Below are 17819 nucleotides of genomic sequence, written 5' to 3'. Positions count from 1 at the left end.
TTCTAATTAGATAGACCGTTATATACAGGCCTATTTCATGCATTTAGTCAGATAGTTTGAGGCAGAGTGACAAAGCTGAAAAAGCTTTATCAAGAACGGAAGCTAGGAAATAGATAATGCAATCTGCCTTGTATACATTGATATCTTTATTACAGTACAATCTTATAACATCGAAGCGCCAAAAACGAAAAGTAGAGGAATATTCCATATGGAGTGTTCCTCTTTTCCGTGCGCTTATTCCAAAGCGAGCAGTGGATGCAGTCGCTATGGTCCAGTACGCTTGTCATGGTCATCGTGACGCCGCTGACTGTGCTGCTCGGGACGATGTCATCTTATGCATTGGCACGATTGTCTTTCCCAGGTAAAGGATTGATCCAGTCCTTCATCATGTCGCCTTTGATGATTCCGCAAGTCGTGTTGGGAGTTGCGTTATTGTACCTGTTCTCCTCTTTGGGATTATTCGGATCCACACTAGGCCTCATCATCGGTCACATCGTCATCTGTTTTCCATATGTGGTCCGGACTGTTTCTGTCAGCATCACGAACCTGGACAGCAGACTGGAGCTTGCTTCCATGAATCTTGGTTCGACGCCATGGCAGACATTTTATCGTGTGACGCTGCCATTGATCAGACCGGGGATCATCGCCGGAGCCGTATTTGCAGCAGTCACGTCATTCGGTGAAATCTCTGTGAGTCTGTTCGTCAGTACACCGGAAACGATCACCATTCCGGTTCGGACCTTCGGATATATCGACCAAACCTTTGATCCGAGCGTCAATGCCATTGCCGTGATTTTCATTGCCTTGTCTGTCATTGCGCTGATCATCATTGAAAAAACAATCGGATTATCCAAAGTTATGTAAGTGGAAAGAAGCCAAGCATGCAAGAGCTTGGCTTTTTTCATTTAACAGCCTTCCAAATCGTCCACCGATCCATTTCCACAATATACCTTTCCTGTGTGATACAATCATCCATATACAGAATCAGCTTTTCCAGTTCGTCATCCTCTAAAGCATGAAGGATGCTTCTCCCCGCTCTGGCGCGAATGTCTGCCAGTAGTTTATCTTTCGATTCATGTACGTGACGAACTTCCCATAATGTATGCTTCTCTAAGTCCTGAAAGCCGCAATCTTCTAGATTTAGCATGATTTGAGGAGAGGTATGTCTTCTGTTGATCTCCGTTTCTGCAAGTCTTGGAAAACAGGAGAAGAAGTATCCTCTGATGTGCTCTGGACTGCCAGGCAGCAGGCAGTCTTCGGGTGTTCGATCCTGGATGACCAAGATGCCGCCGGGACGGAGTAAGCGATACGCTTCGGAGAAACAAGGCTTGAGCTCCTGTAAGTGATGAATCAAGGCGCGCTCCAGGATGAGATCGCAATTCGCTGCTTCCAACCCAGTTTCTTGCGCATCGCCCTTGTGGAATTGAATCCCTTGCCGACCGTGGCAATTCTCGGCAGCGGCCTCGAGCATGATTTCTGATGAATCTACTCCAGTCACAGACGGTATACCCATTGCAGCAAGGGCTTTCGTATAAATCCCGCCGCCGCAGCCGATATCGAGTGCTTGGTTGATTTGCTGAATCTCCAATATATTCCTCACAAGATCCATCCATACCGGAGCTGCTTCCCTGGACGTGTAAGAATATTTATTTTGTGGTGCTTTGAAATCCATACCCTATCATCCTCTGTTATATATATAGTATATTATTTCCATAAGGGTAATCTCATCTCCTGCTGTGATATTGGAAGTGCGTGCTGCTTATCAGAAAACTGGTAATTCATTCATTGATTTACAGCACACTCAAGCGCGTTCAACCATGATAGTCATATACATACGTAAATAGAAAATAAAACACGGCCAGAAGGGCAGCTAATGGAATTGTGACGCCCAGGATGTTGGTGCGTTTCCACGGCCCCTTTGGATCCTGATAGCCTTTGTAAAGCAGGTATATCAATAACCCGATCATTGGGACGAACAGTAGATGCCGAGTATCCGCAACCCATTCGTTATTCACGATCCAATTGGCATTGGGGGTCATCGCTGCTCCTTCTTCGGCGTTGTCAATGCGCTCCTTGACGACAATGAACAGAGTTCCGAGTGCCAGATAATAAATGGAAAATAGACTTTTCACTGGTTTGTTCAAATACCGAGTGAAAATGATGACTGCTAAAAACAGGACAAGCAGTATCACTAGCAGAATATATTCCTGCATGATTAATCCTCCTCAAGCTGACATATCAAGATAGGAATGATAATGTGAAATTAACTGCAGCAAATCAATATGTGAGGCAGATGAGCCTTATCGAAGAATCTTCATCACTCCCTCATCATTTCCCATTTTCGCTGCCGGTCATTCAAAATTCAGGGCATATTTCCTTTCACCCGAATGTTACGTATATCATCGGGGAAAATGGGATGGGTAAGTCGACTTTATTAGAAGCGCTTGCGGTGGCGCTCGGTTTCAATCCTGAAGGAGGATCGAAGAACTTCTCCTTTTCCAGCTACGAGTCGCATTCCGATTTGCATGAACTGGTACGAGTTGTCCGCGGCGGGAACCGTCCGCAAGATGGCTATTTCTTCCGGGCTGAGACTTTCTATAATGTAGCGACGCATATCGAAGAACTGGATCAAGGAGGATTTGGACGGAAGATCATTGATTCCTATGGCGGGACTTCTTTGCACGAACAATCCCATGGAGAGGCCTTTTTTGCAGCTTTCATGGAGCGTTTCGCCGGAAATGGATTATATATTCTCGATGAGCCGGAGGCAGCTTTATCCCCGATTCGTCAGCTGTCGATGCTCGCTCGGATTGATGAGCTGGTGGAAAGAGGCTCACAATTCATCATCTCGACACATGCCCCGCTGCTGATGGCTTATCCGGATGCAAAGATTCTCCAGCTGGATGCTGGAGGGATGGAAGAAGTCCAGCTTGAAGAGACACAGCATTATAGTGTCATGAAACAGTTTTTCGAAGACAGGGACAGACTGCTGCATCATTTATTCCAGAAGTGATGAGAAGAGGCTTTCGTTGATTACATCTGAATATGATTAATTTATTACAAGGGAGGAGTAATTTCCTGAAATGAAAAATGACATGCATCCCAAGGTTGACGAGTTCTTAAGCAAGGCTGATCAGTGGAAGGAAGAATATATCGCTCTGAGAAATATTGTACGAGACTGTGAGCTGACAGAAGAGTTCAAGTGGAAGCATCCGTGTTACACTTTCGAAGGGAAAAATATTGTATTGATCCATGGATTCAAAGAGTATTGTGCGCTTTTGTTTCACAAGGGCGCCTTGTTGAAAGATACACATGGGATCCTGATTCAGCAAACGGAGAATGTACAGGCGGCACGCCAAATCCGTTTCACCAATGTTCAGGAAATCACGGACAAGGAAGCTATCCTCAAAGACTATATCCATCAGGCCGTCGAAGTTGAAAAAGCGGGTTTGGAAGTAGCATTCAAGAAGGAAACAGATTACATAATTCCTGAAGAGCTACACGATAAATTCCAGGAAATCCCTGCATTGAAGGCTGCTTTTGAAGCGTTGACCCCAGGACGGCAAAGGGCGTACATCCTATATTTTTCCCAGGCTAAACAAGCCAAAGCCCGACAGTCAAGGGTGGAAAAGTATGTAAAGCACATTCTTGATGGCAAGGGATTGAATAATAAATAGAAGGATCCTGAGGTGAAGATATGGATATCATGAAAGCGACATTGCAAGACGTAAAGCAAGCTGCAGATTTATTCAATCGATATCGTCGGTTCTATCAACAAGACCATGATTTAGATGGGGCGGAGGCGTACATAGCAGAAAGGCTGAAGCGAGGGGATTCTGTCATTTTCCTCGCAAAAGAAGGGGATGATTGCATTGGCTTCATGCAGCTTTATCCCACTTTCTCATCGATAGGTATGAAAAAAGCCTGGATTTTGAATGATTTGTATGTGGCTGAAGGTGCCAGGAAACAAGGTGTCGGAGAAAAATTGCTTGATACTGCCGAGGCGTTTGCAAGGGAAACCGGGGCAGGCAGCATTGCGCTCAGTACGGCTCCTGATAATGACAAAGCACAGCGCTTGTATGAAAGGAAAGGTTACGAGCGTGACGAACAGTTCTATCATTATGCACTCAGCCTGCAGAGAGGGTGATGGAGTATGATTATCGATGTTTTGCAGCATGTGCCGTTTGAGGACCTTGCTGCCATATATGATTGGGGAGAAAGACGCGGGCATCGCTTCCGCATCCATCCTCTCTATGAAGCAGCTGTATTTCCTGACGCAAAGGATATTACCATGCTCATCGTCCTTGGGGGACCGATGAGTGCCAATGATCCCGAAGACTGGATATTGGCAGAGCGTGAATTAATTTCACAGCTTATCGAGCGCCAAAAGCCTGTATTCGGTATCTGTCTTGGTGCACAGCAAATTGCGAAAGCGCTTGGGGGCACTGTTTTCCAGGGTGAGCATAAGGAAGCAGGCTGGCACCCGATTCAAACAGTAACAAAGCAATTTTCTTTTATTCCGGATGAAATGATGGTTTTCCATTGGCACGGTGAGCAATTCACCTTACCGGATGGTGCCGTAAGACTTTTCACAAATGAAGTCTGTGAGAATCAAGGCTTCCTATACCGAGATAATGTCATTGGATTGCAATTTCATTTTGAAACGACAAAAGACAGTATGGAAAAATTGATCACTCATGATAAGGATTATCTTGATGATGGGGCGTTTGTCCAAAGCGAGGGGGAAATGAAAGCAGCGGAAATTCCGGCAGGGAATGCAGCAGTACTGTACCAGCTGCTTGATTATCTGCTGGATGCTGAGGAATAGGGTGTAAAACCAGATGGATTGCAGCTGTAAGAAAATCGATCATTTGAAGCAGACTTTGCAGATACAGTATGGTATGCAAGGATAATCTTGAGCTTGATGTATTTCCTGTATCAGATGTTTGAGAGCATTGATCGATTTATGAATAAAAATACGATGGAAGGATTGAGAAGAATTCAACAGAAAAGGCAGGTCGCCATCTATTGAATTGTAGGGTGCACTTCCCATATGACTGTTCCCAATAAAGCATCGCGATTAAGTTCTTTATATAACTAGAATGCTGTTTGCCTATGAGGCTGACAGCTTTTTTAATAGAATTTGTCAAGTTAAATTCGGTATAAGTCAATTTCCCATACATATAATCTGTTATGAGCACTGTTACACATCTTTATTTGTTTTACTTTTAAATGTATGCGCTTACAAAAAATGGTCGGAAACCAAAAGGGGGAATTTCGAATGCAACAAAGGGTGAAGAGCTGGGGGTTATTCATGCTAATGCTTGTTCTTGTCATGATGACAGCATGCTCCGGCAGCAGTGACCCGGAAAGTGGAAAGAAAGAACTCACAGTCGTATATCGATCTCCTGGCTCAGTGGATTCACTTAAGAAGTTTTTTGAGTCGGGAGTCGTCGAGGAATTTGAAAAGGAACATCCTGATATCGACGTGAAGATAGCGCCTATTACGGCAAGCGAGGGGGATTACTTTTCAAAGGTTGCACTTCAGATGAAGTCGGAAGAAACGGCTCCGGACGTAGTGTCAGAGGATACTTTCATGCTGAACTCCGATGCGAATGCCGGATATTTGGAGCCCTTGGATGACCGGATTGCCGGCTGGGACGAGTGGGATAATATCATTGAAAATCTGAAATCAGGTGTTACGGCGGAAGACGGTAAGGTGTATGGCGTGCCATCGACTTCCGACTCACGTGGACTTTGGTACAGCAAGGAGCTATTCCAGGAGGCTGGACTTCCAGTCCCTTGGGAACCGAAAACTTGGGAGGATGTACTGGAAGCGGCCATAACGATCAAAGAAAAGACCGATGGCGTGACGCCCCTGTTCATGCAAGTAGGCAAGGCAAACGGAGAAGCGGTTTCCATGCAGACGCTGGAGATGCTGCTGTATGGCACCGGCGATACACTTTATGACGAATCTGATAAGAAATGGGTCGTGGATAGTCCGGGATTGCTGGATTCATTCCGCTTCATTGAACAGGTATACAACAAAGAAAAGATTGGGCCAGATTTCTCTGTCGTCATGAGCGGTCAATCCGGAAATGTGGCGTTTCAGCAGCTATTCCCGCAAAAGAAACTGGCAATAGCACTGGACGGCAGCTGGAATGCCCGGAACTGGGCAGAGAACGGAGCTGCGCCAATTGAAAATGTAGAAGAGAAGATTGGCTTCGCTCCGATGCCCACTCAAGAAGGGCAAGATCCTGGAACGATCACGATGAGCGGAGGCTGGGCTTGGGCAATTCCATCCAAAGCAGATATGAAGGAGGAAGCATGGGAATTCATTCAATTCCTGATGGAGAAAGATAACAGCATCAATCGATCGTTGACGGATGGTAACTTGAATACCCGTATAGATGCAGTTGAAGTGGAAGAATATGTGAATCGACCATACGCCAAGGAAGCGCAAGCCTTTCTTGAAAATGCGCAGTTCAGACCAGCCAATGATAAATATCCGGCAGTTTCCACGCAGCTGCAGACAGTAGTGGAAGCAGTTGCCACTGGCAAATTATCTCCTGAAGCTGCAGTGGAACAATATAAAGCCGGCGTGGAACGAGTGGTAGGCAAGGAAAATACGAAGGTAGCTGAATAGGAAACCATCCGATCAAGAGGTGCTGGATTCAATTGGTCAAGTGTCACGTTTTGACTTTGACTATCTTTTACCAGCTCCTTCTGATCGGGCAGAAGAAAGGTGACGAATATGTATGCATAGGAAAGCGATACTTTTTTTGTCTCCATCTTGGATCCTTCTATTGTTGTTTTTCATTACGCCGATGTTATTGACTTTCGGCTTTGCTTTTACGAATTTGTCATTGACCGGAACGGATGCAGCCAATATTCAGTTCATCGGATTTCAAAATTTCGCCCATATGTTCCAGGATCCCGAATTTCGGATCAGTGTATTCCGGACGCTTGTCTTCTTGCTTTTCTCAGCTGTAATCGGACAGGTTGTATTGGGATTGATCATCGCATTGCTGATGAAAGAAAAACGACGCAGTTTTAGACGCTTCATCGGTGTCATTGTGATTGCCGGCTGGGTGACGCCTGAAATTGTCGTTGCCTTTTGCTGGGTGGCTTTCCTGAGTGATGCAGGTACATTCAATGCAATCCTGCAGGGAATCGGGTTTGAACCAATCACCTGGTTGTTCACCTTCCCGATGGTTAGTGTCATCATCGCCAATATCTGGCATGGAACGGCTTTTTCGATGATGGTCTTCCAAGCGGCACTGGATGATGTGCCAAAATCAGTACAAGAAGCTGCAGTGATGGATGGCGCTTCACGCTGGCAGATATTTTTCCGTGTGACGCTCCCGATCGTCAAAGGGTCGATTGTGACCAATATGATGCTTGTGACTTTGCAGACATTAGGTGTATTCACGCTGATTTATACGATGACGGGCGGAGGACCCGGCAACGCTACGCAGATACTCCCTATCTTCATGTACAATCAAGCATTCGTTAACTATCAGTTCGGATACGGCACGGCTATATCCCTCGTATTACTCGTCATCGGGACGATTGCCAGTCTGCTGTACATGCGTTTTATGAAAGTGAAACTATGAGGAGGAGGGATGCAGAATGAAGATATCGAAAAAAGAATTAGTGATCCACTATCTGGCGCTGGTCTTTTTGGCCATCTGCTTCTTGCTGCCTTTTTTATGGCTTGTTTTCGCCTCTTTTGACCAGCAGGCGACACAAGCCATCAAGCTGCCGGGGAAATGGACATTGGATAACTTTACCGCCATTCTTTCGGATCCGGGTAATATCCGCTCTTTTGCGATTGGCTTGTTCATTTCACTTGGGCAGGCAACGATAGTCGTGATTGTTGCCGGATTGGCTGCCTACCCGCTTTCCCGCTATCGGCTGCGTTATAAGCGCTCCTTCCTTTTGACCATATTATTTATGACGTCTTTGCCGATCACTGCTGTCATGGTGCCTGTCTATCAGCTGTTCCTTTTCTTGAACATCCAGGATTCGATCATTTTCACGACGATTTTCCTTGCCGCCTCAGGGCTGCCCTATGCAATCTGGATGATGAAGAATTTCATGGATGCAGTGCCGGTCGAACTGGAGGAATCCGCATGGGTGGATGGGGCATCTGTTTTGACAAGTATGCGGAAAGTGGTTGGACCATTGATGCTGCCAGGGATTTTCACGATTGCCATCTTTACCTTCACTGGCAGCTGGGGGAACTTCTTCGTTCCGTATATTTTGCTGCAGACTCAGGAAAAACTTCCGGCATCCGTGACGCTGTATCAATTCTTCGGTAATTACGGAATTATCGAGTATGGCAAATTGGCCGCGTTCTCGATGCTGTATACAATGCCATCCATCATTCTTTATATCTTTGCACAAAAATATATGTCCAAGGGCTTCAGCCTCGGCGGAGCCTCCAAGGGATAAAGGAGTGTCAGTATGTTCAATTTGAAAGAACGACAGCTCGAAAGAAGAATAGAGGAACTAGAGAAATATCGTTATCGGGATCGACTTGATCTGCAGCATTTTCTCGCGCTGGAGGATGAAGAGAAAAGGGTTGCACCGGAAGTTCCGGCACTGGAAGTCTTCGAGGAGAAGCTTCATATAGGTGACCATTGGAAGGGCCGGGATCGTTATGTTTGGCTGGCAAAAGAAATCCATCTTCCCAAAGAATGGGCGGGTAAGCAGGTTGTTGGATTATTTGATTTCGGCAAGACAGGCGGCGGAGGGAATTCGGGTTTTGAATCGCAATGCTATGTGAACAAAGTGATGTATCAAGCGGTGGATTCCAATCACCAGGAATTATTTTTCGAGGATGACTGGCATGGTAAGCCTATCTATCTGGCATTTCGTTTGTGGTCTGGCTTGGAAGGAGGCGGTAAAAGGATAGATCAAGAGCATCAGTTGAAGCAGGCTGAACTAGCGGTTTTCGATGAACGAACCGATGATTTCTATTATACGTCCTTTGCCATTTTAGAAACGATACGAATACTGGACGAGAATGCTGCGGAGCGGGTACAGCTTCTATCACTGCTGGACCATACCATCCGATTGATAGACTGGAGCTCACCGGGCAGCGATGCGTTCTATCAGTCTGTCTATGAGGCAAATGACCATCTTCAGGACCGGCTGGATGCCATGGACAGTTCTTCCCCGGTGACTATTCGCTGTATCGGCCATACCCATATCGATGTGGCTTGGCTGTGGCGTCTTAAACATACAAGGGAGAAGGCGGGGCGCTCCTTCTCCACGGCTTTGCGTCTGATGGAGAGATACCCAGACTATAAATTCCTGCAAACACAGCCACAGCTCTATAGCTATGTAAAACAAGACTTTCCGGAATTGTATGCCCAGATCAAAGAGAGAATCGCTGAAGGGCAATGGGAAGTGGATGGAGCAATGTGGCTGGAGGCCGATTGCAATTTGCCTTCTGGTGAATCCTTGGTGCGTCAGATCCTGCAAGGAGCAAAGTTCATCCAGGAAGAATTCGGAAAAGATGTGCATTATCTGTGGCTGCCGGATGTGTTCGGTTACTCCTGGGCATTGCCTCAAATCCTTACCAAAGCCGGAATCAATACTTTTCTGACATCAAAAATCAGCTGGAACCAATTCAATAGGATGCCGAATGATACATTCACTTGGCGGGGATTGGATGGAAGTGAAGTACTGACCCAATTCATCACCACACCGGATCCTTCTCCAAGGGAAAATACCTGGTTCGCTACTTATAATGGTCAAATCCTGCCGGATACCGTAACTGGTACGTGGGATAACTATAAAAACAAAGCACTGACGAAGGAGCTCCTCCTTTCCTATGGATACGGAGACGGCGGGGGCGGCGTAAACCGCACGATGCTCGAGATGAGACGGAGACTCGATCGTATACCAGGACTCCCCAATGTCAAAACAGGCGATGTGAAAAGTTACTTTGAATCGCTGCATCATCAAACCCGGCATACATCGGAATTCATGCCGGTTTGGGATGGGGAGCTATACTTGGAGTATCACCGCGGTACGTATACAAGTCAGGCTTACAATAAAAAAATGAATCGCAAAATGGAATTGGAGCTGCGTGAAACGGAATTCATCCAAGTATGGAAAGCAATACAGGCAAATGATTTTCTGAATTATCCATCCGATACCCTGGAAGAGGTGTGGAGGACCGTACTGCGGAATCAATTTCACGATATAATTCCGGGTTCTTCCATTCGGGAAGTATATGAAGACAGCAAGAAGGAATATGAGGAAGCCCGTGCAAAACTGCAAATCTTACAAAAAGAAGCGGCAGACAGCCTGGCTGCAGATAAGAAGCAAGCATGGAGTATCGTCAATTCCTCATCCTGGAATTTGGATGGCATCGTCAAGATAAAGACAGAGGATGAAGGTGTATGGGAGGATGAAGACGGTGAGGTTTTACTGGCCCAAAAGGGCAAGGACGGCTGGCTGGTCGATGTACCGGATGTTCCAGGGACGGGATGTAAACAAATCTATCTGAATACGGAAAAGGCAGACACCGAACCAGGGGAAGGGTGGTTCGAATGGAAGGGTCGGGAGCTTGTGACTCCATTTTATGAAGTGAAATTCAATGAAGTTGGACAAATCGAATCCCTATATGATAAAAAGGCGAAACGGCAGGTAGTAGCACAGGCAGAGACGGTGAATGTGTTCCAGGTTTTTGAGGATAAGCCGCTGGATTATGATGCTTGGGATATTGATTTGTTCTATCAGGAGAAAAAGAGAGAGATTACGAATCTTCTTGATCTCACTCTGAAGGAAGCAGGACCGCTGCAGCTTGTCATCGAAGCAAACTGGCATTATGGCAGTTCGACGATTCATCAGGACATCATTTTTTACCGCAAGCGGAAAGTGATCGATTTTAAGACAGAAGTGGATTGGCATGAACGTCAGCAATTATTGAAAGTAGCCTTTCCGGTTCGTATCCGTGCTACGGAAGCAACATATGATATCCAATATGGCAACGTCAAGCGGCCGACGCATTGGAATACTTCCTGGGATGCAGCCAGATTCGAATCGGTTGCCCATCAATGGGTGGATTTCTCCGAGCGTAATTATGGCGTCAGCCTGCTGAATGATTGCAAGTATGGACACGATATCAAAGATCATACGATTCGATTGTCTTTGATTAAGTCCGCGATTGCACCGGATATCGAGCAAGATCAGGGCCGTCATTTCTTTACGTACTCCCTTTACCCGCATGAAAAAGGATGGGTGGAAGCAAATACGGTACAGGAAGCCTGGAAGCTCAATCAGCCGTTCCGAGTATGCTGCGGAGGTAAAGAGAAAAACACAGATAAGCTATTTGTCATTGATAATCCTCATGTGCAGCTGGATGCAATGAAAAAAGCAGAAGATAATGACGATATCGTCATCCGTCTGCATGAATACACAGGGGGGACACAGGAGGTGACGATCCAGCCTGTCTTTGCGTATACGAGCTGGCAGGAATGTGATCTGCGGGAAAGAGTTATAGATAAAAGCCCGCAGGAAGGAACGATAGAGTTATCCTTCACTCCATATGAGATAAAGACGATTCGTCTATCCCAATCCTGAGAAAAGTCCCTCATGGGCTTTTCTTTTTTCTTGTATACTAATGTTTACCAATGATAAGGAGGTAGACGATGCATGTATTCGGTAGCAAAGAGCCCGGCCAGGAATATAAAGAAAGGCGGGCGGTCTATGGGATAATCCACGACAAATCCAAAAGAATAGGAGTGATAAGGCTGACATATGATCAACTGCTTTTCCTGCCTGGGGGAGGAATGGAGCATGGCGAGGATGAAGTGGAAACCCTGCGAAGGGAGGTTTTGGAGGAAACAGGCTATTTGATAAACAAGCCATCATTTCTATGTACCGGGACACAATTTTTCCAGTCCAGGGATGCTCGATACATACAGAATGTAGCAAGTTTTTATAGCTGCTCGATTGGTTTAAAAGAGATGGAACCAGCGGAGGAAGACCATGAATTGATCTGGCTGAAACCGGAGGAAGCAGTGAATCATTTGTTTCACCAGCATCAGGCTTGCGCACTCCGGCAGTGGATCGAGTCATTTTAGACTATCCGGGCTTTGGATTCTGCCATTCCTATAGTATACTTTAGGAAAGTGTTTCCAGTATACATACGGCAAGGGGGAATGTATTTGTCCGGGCAAGAAACGCAGTACATGGCAAAGGATCTGGCTGCTTCATTGGATGTAACGACCTCGACGCTTAGAAGATGGGCTATCGCATTGGAAGGTGCCCATTATCCATTTGAACGAAATGAGAAAGGACAACGGATATATACGGAACAAGACATTGCCACTTTGGAGGAATTAAAGAGATTACTTGGAGAAAAACTGTCATTTGCTGATGCAATCCAGCAGCTGACTGGGCAAAGCAAGACCAAAGAGTATGAGCCGGACACAAAAAAACTGGTCATGACCTCTGAGGAACTGGAGAAGCTCATCTCGCATGCAGTGAAAAAAGCAGTGAAGAAAGAGCGGGAAAAGCTGTTCAAGCAGCTGAAGAAACAGATGAAAAAAGAGATGGAAAAGCTGAGGGATAAATCATGAAAAGGTCACGATGGTGATCTTTTTTATTATCTTAAAGAAGATACGCCTCAATCTAAATGATACAAAAATCAGAATTATAAGTCTAGTATTTTATTAAATTGATGCCAAAATGGAATTGTATTCGATTATAGATTAGGAGGCGTTATCATGAAGCAGAATATTTATGACAACGAGTTATTTTTTGAAAATTACAAGGCTCTCCGGGAAAATCCGGTGAATTACAATGAACTGCTGGAGCAGCCGGAAATCAAACGGATGCTGCCTGATTTAGAGGGCAAGCGTGTCTTGGATATTGGCTGTGGCATGGGGGATTTGGCAAGGTATTGTGCCGAACAGGGAGCATTACGTGTGACAGCGATTGATCCATCCGGTAATATGCTGCGGGAAGCAAAAAACAGAAATGCCCATCCTGCAATAGAATACGTTCAAACAGCGTTGGAGGATGCAGTGTTTGCCAGCGGAAGCTATGATGTTGCGGTCAGTTCGCTTGTGATGCATTACGTTGCAGACTATGAAGCAGTCATCCGATCCATCCATGCGGCCTTGAAAGAAGGGGCTGTCCTATTATTCTCCACTGAGCATCCAATTGTCACTGCCAGAAAGGAAGGGAAGAAATGGATCACGGATACAGAAGGGAACTGGCTCCATTTCGCCGTTGATAACTACCACGAGCAAGACAGACGCGAGACCAAATGGTATGTGGATGGAGTGATTTATTACCATCGATCGTTTGCGGCTTTGTGCAATGGGCTTATCCGGAACGGTTTCAGCCTGGAAGAAGTAATCGAACCAGTTCCGGATGGAGCTGCCATTGCCAAGCTTCCGCGGATAGAGCATGAGCTGCGCCGGCCGTCTTTTTTGATTTTGAAGGCGAGAAAAACAGCCCGTCCTTAATGGACGGGCTCCATTTCCACCCAGCCGCGAACACTATTGATCAGCCATATACGGGAGGCGGTTTGGAGGTAGGCTTTCGTCAAGATGGTTTCTTTTATCGTACCTTTTTTCACTAAAACTTCCCGCAATGTGCCTGGCAGCAAGCCGCTTGATACTGGAGGTGTCAGCAGTTCACCATCCTGCTCCATGACTAGATTGCCGATCGTGAATTCTGTCAGCTCACCTGCTTCATTCCAAAGCAGCGTATCAAAAATATCCGGTTCCTTGAGCTTGTAGTCGTCGTATATTTGGCGATAAGTCGTCTTATGGTAATAATATCGATTTGTCTTGTCGATAGGTGTGTCAGCAAGTGCGAATTTTTGCTTACCTTTCATTGGAGCTGGCAGCTCACTATGAAAAAGCGCAAGCTTTCCGCGTTGATCAGCTAAAAGGCGTAATCGATGGGATTGTCCCGGATACGCTGCTTGATGCTGACGCAGGAGATCACGGATATCTGCTTCCTCGATTGGAATGCTGAAATAATCGGCAGATTGCATTAGTCGCTGCAGGTGCTCATCCTCCAGCACGTAAGCACCATCTTCATACGCTATTGTTTCAAGCAGTTCAAACTCAGGAAGCTGTTCCTGCAGCACGGATGATTTGGCGATTGCTTCTTCGTACTCCCCATCGGCAGTGGAGTCCCAGGTGATGCCTCCTCCGACGCTGTACGTAGCCTGCTGTTTCGTTTTATCGACTATCGCCGTACGGATGGGTACATTAAAGACAGCTTCGCCATTTGGCTCGATATAGCCGATGGCACCGCAGTAGACTTCCCGTGGTTCCGGCTCAAGATTGGAGATGATTTGCATCGTACTGGCTTTGGGAGCACCTGTGATCGATCCGCATGGAAAAAGTGCGCGCATGATGTCAATGATCGTTGTGCCCGGGACGGTTTCCGCTTCGACGGTCGAGGTCATCTGGTAGACGGTCGGGTATTTCTCGACTGTATACAAAGCTGGGACCTGGACAGTCCCCAGCTTGGCGACCCGGCTGATATCATTTCGCAAAAGGTCGACGATCATGACATTTTCAGCACGATCCTTCGCGGATGCTGCGAGGGTTTCCCGCTGTTTAAGATCCTGCTCGTATGTATCCCCGCGTTTGGTTGTGCCTTTCATTGGCTTCGTGATGATGCGTTTCCCGTCCCAGCGGAAAAATAACTCTGGAGAAGCAGACAATACTGCTGTATCTTCCCAATCAAGATAGGCAGTGTAATCTGCACGCTGCGCTTGCTGCATCTGGCGGAAAAGGGCGGCGGGATCATCGGCATAATGTGTGCGCAGACGCATCGTATAATTTGTTTGATAGGTGTTTCCGGAAGCAATCTCCTCTTTGATCGTCCGGATAGCCTGCTCATACTCTTTTTTTCGGATGGCTGGCTCCCAATTCAGTTTTTCTGGTGCTGTGCCAATTGCTGCTGGCTGTTCTTTACAATGATTTTTATAGATGCCGAATTGCAGCAGCGGCAGATTTGCCCCTTCTGCAGTGACATAGTTTGGATCGAATGCTCCTGCAGCTTCGTAGGATAGATAGCCGGCTGCATAAAATCCTTTTTTTGTATATGCTTGCACCTGCTCAAGGCAGGGTATGACTTCTTCCATCGTGTGAGCAGTCAGCAATGCATGCTGTCCCGTGAATCGGCGATGCTGTGTCTGCCCGTCTGCATCAGCAAAATTGAAATAAGCGTACATGAAACTCCCCCTTTTTTGCCTTTCTAGTATCTCATATAGCTAAATGCCGGAATAGTGATTTTAAACAGTGTGATTTTTGAAACTATTTCCATTTACTTTCCGTATCAGACATATAAGATCACGGGAGGAGTTGCAAGGTGCGGACAATCCAAGTACTGAAGGAAATCGGTTTTTGGGTATTTACGGTTATCTATTTGATTGGAATCCGGTCAAATCTGGATGGATATGTCCTGTGGATACCGGATCTGTTGATTTGTGCAGCGATTGTGCTGTCGCTGGCTGCTTATGTGCTTCGCTTCGGACGGAAAAAAGAGTATTGATGGGGAGATAAGCACAATGAAACGATTCAACGCCACTGATGGCATTATATTAATAGAGTGATGGAAGGGAAGTATATTGTATTCATTCCTTCTTGTTCTTTTTCATTCGAATACAAGGAAGGAATAATCGGTGTCACGATGGTGACGCTGTACCAAAATGTTCCTTTACTGGCCTATGTGGCGACATGTCCGGAATGACAAGGGAAAGGTGTAGCTGTCGCTTTGATTCAGCATGGTGAACAAGCATTGTTTCGACAAGGCCATGCATCGGCTTTATCTCGTGGTGGCGAATCAGAATTATCGAGCTAGATCACTTTATTGCACATTCGGGTTTCAAGGGGCATGAGAAGATTGGGATGAGGTGTCAGGAGGTGGCGGGCATGATTGAAGTACGGTTAGTCGAAGAAAAGGATGCAGCGGAGCTCTTATCGCTGGAACTGCGTAATAAAGAATTCTTTCAGCTTTATACAGGTAAGCGTGAAGGGAATTTCTACACACTGGCCGGGCAAAGCGAGCGTATCAATCGGGCAATTGCATCAGCCGGCGAGGATACTGGCTATCATTATGTGATTCTTTTGGACAATAAAATCATCGGTATTGTCATGCTGTCTGAAGTGGTGCGCGGGAATCTGCAAAGCTGCTGGATCGGTTATTTTTTGGATAAGGAACAGAACGGTAAAGGTTATATGACAGAGGCTGTCCGCAAGGTAGTGGATATTGCTTTTGACGAATTGGAATTCCATCGGTTGGAGGCAGGTGTCATGCCGCATAATCTCGGCTCGATCAAGGTATTGCTGAAGGCAGGGTTCCATAAGGAAGGTATCGCCAAGCAAAACGTCAAAATCAATGGAAAGTGGCAGGATCATCAAACTCTTGCTATCATTAACCCTCGGGACCTCATGTAAAGGGGAGGGTTAATGATGAATAAATGGCTGCTTATAGCCGGCCTATTGTTGGAAGCGATCGGTATTCTATTGATTATATTCTGGCGAGTTGATGACATGCTTGCCATCATCATAGGGATAGTGATCATCGTAATTGGGATAGTATTGTTCCAGATGGGGTATTGGCGTATTGTGAAGGAACGCAAAAAAAGAGGACATACCGGAAGATGAAAGAAGCCTGCTGAGGCTTTTTTTGTTTTACCTATTTATAACTTCAGTGGATATGTCATTCTGCTGTGCTGAAGATGTGCAGGAAAATATTACCTGGTGTTTCCTGTTTGGGTTTAGGTCTTAAGATTTAGTTTGATGATTTGGCTCTGGTTGATTTTTCATACCATAATACCAAATCGGGAATATTGCGGGAATTTCATTTATCCCGAAAATCTTCACAAATATGGGAATTTGCCGATATATAGTAATGGAATGAAATTTTATGAATAGGGGCTTGATCTGATGAGCATGCAAGTACAGGAAACAGAACAGGCATTGCATCCGATGCTGGAGGCCTTTGTAAAGGCAGGGCCTTTTCTCCAGGATTTAATCAATGATGATGTCACAATCGGTATTTATAATACAGAAAAGCTGATCATCAATTTTCCGGCTAAAACCTTCTCGCTGAATGTGACACCGGGGGACCCATTGATGGAAGGGGATATCGTAACAGCAGCTATCCGTCAGAATAAGAATCAGTATGCAGTAGTGCCAGAGGAGCTTTTCGGTGTCAGTATCATTGCCAGGGCAATTCCGCTGCACGATGAAGCAGGGAATGTCATTGGCGGTGTCGGTGTAGGGCTGAGCATTGAAAGTGCCAATCAGTTATCCACTATTGCTTCCAATCTTTCTGGGGTCATTGGTGACGTTACGGCAACGATCCAGGATATGGCACAATCGATTTCCGGTTTGGCAGAAGGCATGTCTTACATATCCAAGAAGGCCTCGGAAGTAACGGAAAGCGTGGATACAATCGAGGAAGTATCCAATGTTGTAAAAGGGATTGCAGATCAAAGCAATCTACTTGGGCTGAATGCTGCGATCGAATCGGCTCGCGCAGGGGAACATGGGCGCGGCTTCAGTGTGGTGGCGGACGAAATTCGAAAAATGGCAGCTGGTTCCAAGGAACAGGTTACCGAAATTCATCAAATCACAGAAAAAATAAAGGCTGTTATCGGCAAACTGAGTAATTCCATTCAGGAAGCCAATGCAGAATCGGATACACAATCTGCTGCCATTGAAGAGCTGACAGCAACGATGGAAGAAATAAATGCCAATGTGCAAACTCTGGCACAACTAGCAAAAGAGAATATCACGATCAAAGACTAATAGAGGTGA

At 46.0% G+C, this 17819-nt stretch carries 17 protein-coding genes and 2 pseudogenes; 16 read left to right on the top strand and 3 right to left on the bottom strand.

The genetic code is table 11. The annotated features are described in order from the left end of the window. Window positions 1-222 precede the first annotated feature (222 nt). Window positions 223-864 (top strand): annotated as a pseudogene (locus MHI54_RS04520) (ABC transporter permease); the annotation flags it as partial. Window positions 865-901: 37 nt separating this feature from the next. Here MHI54_RS04520 and MHI54_RS04515 read toward each other — a convergent pair. Both MHI54_RS04515 and MHI54_RS04510 read right to left on the bottom strand, forming a co-directional pair. Beyond that, on the bottom strand, window positions 902-1672 hold the full coding sequence (locus tag MHI54_RS04515) for a class I SAM-dependent methyltransferase (protein WP_340082392.1): 771 nt from the start codon (window positions 1670-1672) through the stop codon (window positions 902-904). 139 nt (window positions 1673-1811) lie between these two features. After that, window positions 1812-2213 (bottom strand): hypothetical protein, encoded by a 402-nt coding sequence (locus MHI54_RS04510; protein WP_340082391.1) that lies wholly within the window; start codon window positions 2211-2213, stop codon window positions 1812-1814. Between the two features lie 80 nt (window positions 2214-2293). Between MHI54_RS04510 and MHI54_RS04505 the strand changes: the two genes are divergently transcribed. The 11 genes from MHI54_RS04505 to MHI54_RS04455 all read left to right on the top strand — a co-directional run bounded on the left by MHI54_RS04505 (window position 2294) and on the right by MHI54_RS04455 (window position 13496). Next, window positions 2294-3013, top strand: a complete 720-nt coding sequence (locus MHI54_RS04505; protein WP_340082922.1) for an AAA family ATPase — start codon at window positions 2294-2296, stop codon at window positions 3011-3013. 70 nt (window positions 3014-3083) lie between these two features. Beyond that, on the top strand, window positions 3084-3677 hold the full coding sequence (locus MHI54_RS04500) for a YdeI family protein (RefSeq protein ID WP_340082390.1): 594 nt from the start codon (window positions 3084-3086) through the stop codon (window positions 3675-3677). Window positions 3678-3697: 20 nt separating this feature from the next. Continuing rightward, complete coding sequence (locus MHI54_RS04495; protein WP_095214953.1) at window positions 3698-4147, top strand: GNAT family N-acetyltransferase; 450 nt, start codon at window positions 3698-3700, stop codon at window positions 4145-4147. Between the two features lie 6 nt (window positions 4148-4153). Then, complete coding sequence (locus MHI54_RS04490) at window positions 4154-4828, top strand: type 1 glutamine amidotransferase (RefSeq protein WP_340082388.1); 675 nt, start codon at window positions 4154-4156, stop codon at window positions 4826-4828. Between the two features lie 486 nt (window positions 4829-5314). After that, a complete protein-coding gene (locus MHI54_RS04485) occupies window positions 5315-6646 on the top strand; it encodes an extracellular solute-binding protein (RefSeq protein WP_198946023.1) in 1332 nt (443 codons plus the stop codon). 112 nt (window positions 6647-6758) lie between these two features. Beyond that, window positions 6759-7616, top strand: coding sequence for a sugar ABC transporter permease (locus MHI54_RS04480; protein WP_340082386.1), 858 nt, complete (start codon window positions 6759-6761; stop codon window positions 7614-7616). Window positions 7617-7632: 16 nt separating this feature from the next. Further along, on the top strand, window positions 7633-8457 hold the full coding sequence (locus MHI54_RS04475; RefSeq protein ID WP_095214949.1) for a carbohydrate ABC transporter permease: 825 nt from the start codon (window positions 7633-7635) through the stop codon (window positions 8455-8457). A gap of 12 nt (window positions 8458-8469) precedes the next feature. Then, window positions 8470-11601, top strand: coding sequence for an alpha-mannosidase (locus MHI54_RS04470; protein WP_340082384.1), 3132 nt, complete (start codon window positions 8470-8472; stop codon window positions 11599-11601). Between the two features lie 68 nt (window positions 11602-11669). After that, on the top strand, window positions 11670-12104 hold the full coding sequence (locus MHI54_RS04465) for an NUDIX domain-containing protein (RefSeq protein WP_095214947.1): 435 nt from the start codon (window positions 11670-11672) through the stop codon (window positions 12102-12104). 84 nt (window positions 12105-12188) lie between these two features. Continuing rightward, entirely contained in the window at window positions 12189-12602 is a 414-nt protein-coding gene (locus MHI54_RS04460; RefSeq protein WP_340082383.1) for a helix-turn-helix domain-containing protein, read from the top strand. A gap of 147 nt (window positions 12603-12749) precedes the next feature. After that, complete coding sequence (locus tag MHI54_RS04455) at window positions 12750-13496, top strand: class I SAM-dependent methyltransferase (RefSeq protein ID WP_095214945.1); 747 nt, start codon at window positions 12750-12752, stop codon at window positions 13494-13496. Here the strand turns inward: MHI54_RS04455 and pabB are convergent. Beyond that, window positions 13493-15226, bottom strand: coding sequence for an aminodeoxychorismate synthase component I (gene pabB / locus MHI54_RS04450; RefSeq protein WP_340082382.1), 1734 nt, complete (start codon window positions 15224-15226; stop codon window positions 13493-13495). The genes MHI54_RS04455 and pabB overlap by 4 nt on opposite strands. Window positions 15227-15363: 137 nt before the next feature. Here pabB and MHI54_RS04445 point away from each other — a divergent pair, with 137 nt between their 5' ends. The 4 genes and pseudogenes from MHI54_RS04445 (at window position 15364) to MHI54_RS04430 (ending at window position 17810) form a co-directional block, all read left to right on the top strand. Beyond that, window positions 15364-15546 carry a hypothetical protein gene (locus tag MHI54_RS04445; RefSeq protein ID WP_095214943.1) on the top strand — a complete coding sequence of 61 codons (183 nt, stop codon included), beginning with the start codon at window positions 15364-15366 and terminating at the stop codon, window positions 15544-15546. Window positions 15547-15926: 380 nt separating this feature from the next. Further along, window positions 15927-16430: pseudogene (locus MHI54_RS04440) on the top strand (GNAT family protein); the annotation flags it as partial. A gap of 33 nt (window positions 16431-16463) precedes the next feature. Further along, window positions 16464-16661 (top strand): hypothetical protein, encoded by a 198-nt coding sequence (locus MHI54_RS04435; RefSeq protein WP_158221482.1) that lies wholly within the window; start codon window positions 16464-16466, stop codon window positions 16659-16661. 288 nt (window positions 16662-16949) lie between these two features. Continuing rightward, the gene (locus MHI54_RS04430; RefSeq protein WP_095214970.1) at window positions 16950-17810 is read left to right on the top strand and encodes a methyl-accepting chemotaxis protein; all 861 of its coding nucleotides are present in this window, start codon (window positions 16950-16952) and stop codon (window positions 17808-17810) included. The last annotated feature ends 9 nt before the right edge of the window (window positions 17811-17819 follow it).

This window comes from Terribacillus sp. FSL K6-0262 (assembly GCF_037977385.1).
In the GTDB taxonomy this organism is placed as follows: domain Bacteria; phylum Bacillota; class Bacilli; order Bacillales; family Amphibacillaceae; genus Terribacillus.
The sequence above is the reverse complement of the archived record's forward strand: the minus strand, read 5'-3'. Positions and strand labels throughout refer to the sequence as shown.

Excerpts from the sequence above, each read along its gene's own strand:
- MHI54_RS04490 (WP_340082388.1), top strand. The coding sequence starts at position 4,154 with ATGATTATCGATGTTTTGCAGCATGTGCCGTTTGAGGACCTTGCTGCC.
- MHI54_RS04475 (WP_095214949.1), top strand. The coding sequence starts at position 7,633 with ATGAAGATATCGAAAAAAGAATTAGTGATCCACTATCTGGCGCTGGTC.
- pabB (WP_340082382.1), bottom strand. The coding sequence starts at position 15,226 with ATGTACGCTTATTTCAATTTTGCTGATGCAGACGGGCAGACACAGCAT.
- MHI54_RS04430 (WP_095214970.1), top strand. The coding sequence starts at position 16,950 with ATGCAAGTACAGGAAACAGAACAGGCATTGCATCCGATGCTGGAGGCC.
- MHI54_RS04480 (WP_340082386.1), top strand. The coding sequence starts at position 6,759 with ATGCATAGGAAAGCGATACTTTTTTTGTCTCCATCTTGGATCCTTCTA.
- MHI54_RS04510 (WP_340082391.1), bottom strand. The coding sequence starts at position 2,213 with ATGCAGGAATATATTCTGCTAGTGATACTGCTTGTCCTGTTTTTAGCA.
- MHI54_RS04455 (WP_095214945.1), top strand. The coding sequence starts at position 12,750 with ATGAAGCAGAATATTTATGACAACGAGTTATTTTTTGAAAATTACAAG.
- MHI54_RS04470 (WP_340082384.1), top strand. The coding sequence starts at position 8,470 with ATGTTCAATTTGAAAGAACGACAGCTCGAAAGAAGAATAGAGGAACTA.
- MHI54_RS04435 (WP_158221482.1), top strand. The coding sequence starts at position 16,464 with ATGATGAATAAATGGCTGCTTATAGCCGGCCTATTGTTGGAAGCGATC.
- MHI54_RS04485 (WP_198946023.1), top strand. The coding sequence starts at position 5,315 with ATGCTAATGCTTGTTCTTGTCATGATGACAGCATGCTCCGGCAGCAGT.
- MHI54_RS04515 (WP_340082392.1), bottom strand. The coding sequence starts at position 1,672 with ATGGATTTCAAAGCACCACAAAATAAATATTCTTACACGTCCAGGGAA.
- MHI54_RS04505 (WP_340082922.1), top strand. The coding sequence starts at position 2,294 with ATGAGCCTTATCGAAGAATCTTCATCACTCCCTCATCATTTCCCATTT.
- MHI54_RS04495 (WP_095214953.1), top strand. The coding sequence starts at position 3,698 with ATGGATATCATGAAAGCGACATTGCAAGACGTAAAGCAAGCTGCAGAT.
- MHI54_RS04465 (WP_095214947.1), top strand. The coding sequence starts at position 11,670 with ATGCATGTATTCGGTAGCAAAGAGCCCGGCCAGGAATATAAAGAAAGG.
- MHI54_RS04500 (WP_340082390.1), top strand. The coding sequence starts at position 3,084 with ATGAAAAATGACATGCATCCCAAGGTTGACGAGTTCTTAAGCAAGGCT.